Raw genomic sequence first — 1,772 nt, 5'->3', positions numbered from 1 at the left:
TCCGTCGCCTTCTCCTGCCCCCCTACCCCCCTTTCCTCCATCTCCCGCCCCCCCCCCCCCTCCCCCCCCCCCCTCTCCGTCGGCGGCGTCAGATGTGTACAAGAGCCGGCCCCCGCGCCACCCGCCAGGCACGACGCGAGCGCCCGCACGGCCTCCTCGCCGGCGGCGGTGGCGGCCCGCGGCAGCGCGGCCGTGTCGCACGCCACATCCCCGGCCGTGTCCTTCGCCGCGACCGCGGAGCGCCACGCGACCGCGCGCCCGGCGGCCGGTTCGGGGGCGGCCGGCGAGACCAGGGCGGCCAGGAGCGCGGACAGCAGCAGGAACGGCACGGACCGCCCTCGGAGGTGACCGGCCGTCACGCCGCCTCGGCCGCCGCGGTGGTCTCCAGGCCGGCGCGCCAGGCCGTGGCCGCCGCGCCGCCGGTGATGGCGAGCAGCATGCCCACGAGGAAGCCGCCGAGGTTGGCCAGCGGGCAGGACAGCAGCCCCAGGACGATCGCCAGCCACCCGCTGCGCGCGGCCAGCGCCGGCCGGGCGGCCATGTGCACGGCGCAGCCCCCGAGCGCGACCGCGATCAGCAACGCCGTCCCGGCACCGGGCCCCTGCAGCGCCAGCAGCGCCGGAGCGCCGAGCGGGAGCGCCGCGAGTTCGACGGCGGCGGCCGACACCAGCGCGCACGCCGCGTACGGCCTAGGTCCGCGCGCCCGCCAGGCGGTCAGAAACACGTGTGCTCCCCCAGCCGGACCGAGATGCGGGTGGAGTCCAGCCGGAACGTCGCCGCGGTCACCGACCACGACCGCAGCCGCATCCCGTCGATGGTCAGCGTCCGCGCCTGCTGCCCGTAACCACCGTCAGGGCCGGGGCCGCCCGGCCCGGCGTCGAGCGAGGCCGCGTCCCTGCCGAGCTGCGCGTCGCCGAACTCCAGGTCGCCTTCGAGCTGTTCCAGGTCCAGGACGAGATCGTCGGCCCTGACGTCCTTCCCGGGCGCCGAGCGGATGAGGAGGGTGACCGCGCCGAGCGGGGTGTGCGCGACCGCCGACAGGCACAGGTCCCTCATCTCCGCCCGCCCGATCCCGGTCACCGCGACCGGCCGCCGCTCACCGCCCGCGCCCTCGGTGACCGACGCGTACTGGATGACGCCGTGCCCCTCCAGTCGCTCCGCCGACACCCGGAACTCGCTCCCGGACACCGCGAACCTGACCGGCACGGCCGCCGCGGTCGTCGCCCACACGGTTCCCCCCGCCGTGACCAGGGCCAGCACCCACACCACGCAGAACCGTCGCCAGTCCAGCCCCCGCCGCGTACGCCACCCGAACACCTTCACGACCGGTCCTCCGTCCACCGTCGCGGCCCAGCAGACCACGCGACTCCACCCGGCCCGCCGCGCGCCACGGGGATACCACCGGATCGGGGACAAGACCACTCATTGGACGGATCCGGCCCGGCGCCGGACGCTCAGGACCGCCCCGGGCCCGGGGACTGCCGGTCCGGGCCGGCGGCCCGCTGGAGGGTACGCACCACGCGGACCACGCGGCGTGCGGTGGGGTTGCGGCGCAGGGCCTGGGCCCGGATGGGATGGCCGCCGGGAAGCCCCAGGCTGGTGAGCCGGCGACGCTTGAAGTAGCGGGTGTGCAGCTCCGGATGGGCCGCCAGCCAGGCGGCGGCCTCGTCGCGCAGCGCCGGGTTGCGGTCGGCCTGCATGCAGTACCCCACGGCCCGCACCAGCGGTTCCAGCCGCCCGGCCACCGCCTCGGGGGCAAGGAAGCCCCCACC

The 1,772-nt window shown here is 77.1% G+C and carries 3 protein-coding genes and 1 pseudogene; all 4 read right to left on the bottom strand.

Annotation, left to right across the window (positions count from 1 at the left end; genetic code table 11):
• A partial coding sequence (locus tag BN2279_RS09540) for a hypothetical protein (RefSeq protein ID WP_407702216.1) occupies positions 1-329 on the bottom strand: 329 nt, incomplete at its 3' end.
• 26 nt (positions 330-355) lie between these two features.
• On the bottom strand, positions 356-724 hold the full coding sequence (locus BN2279_RS09535; protein WP_234347692.1) for a DUF6114 domain-containing protein: 369 nt from the start codon (positions 722-724) through the stop codon (positions 356-358).
• Positions 715-1,323, bottom strand: coding sequence for a DUF6230 family protein (locus BN2279_RS09530; RefSeq protein WP_159037173.1), 609 nt, complete (start codon positions 1,321-1,323; stop codon positions 715-717). The genes BN2279_RS09535 and BN2279_RS09530 overlap by 10 nt, the downstream gene beginning before the upstream one ends.
• Before the next feature lie 131 nt (positions 1,324-1,454).
• A pseudogene (locus tag BN2279_RS09525) lies at positions 1,455-1,772 on the bottom strand (hypothetical protein); the annotation flags it as partial.

This window comes from Streptomyces specialis, assembly GCF_001493375.1.
GTDB lineage: Bacteria > Actinomycetota > Actinomycetes > Streptomycetales > Streptomycetaceae > Streptomyces > Streptomyces specialis.
This window is presented reverse-complemented; position numbering and strand designations above follow the sequence as displayed.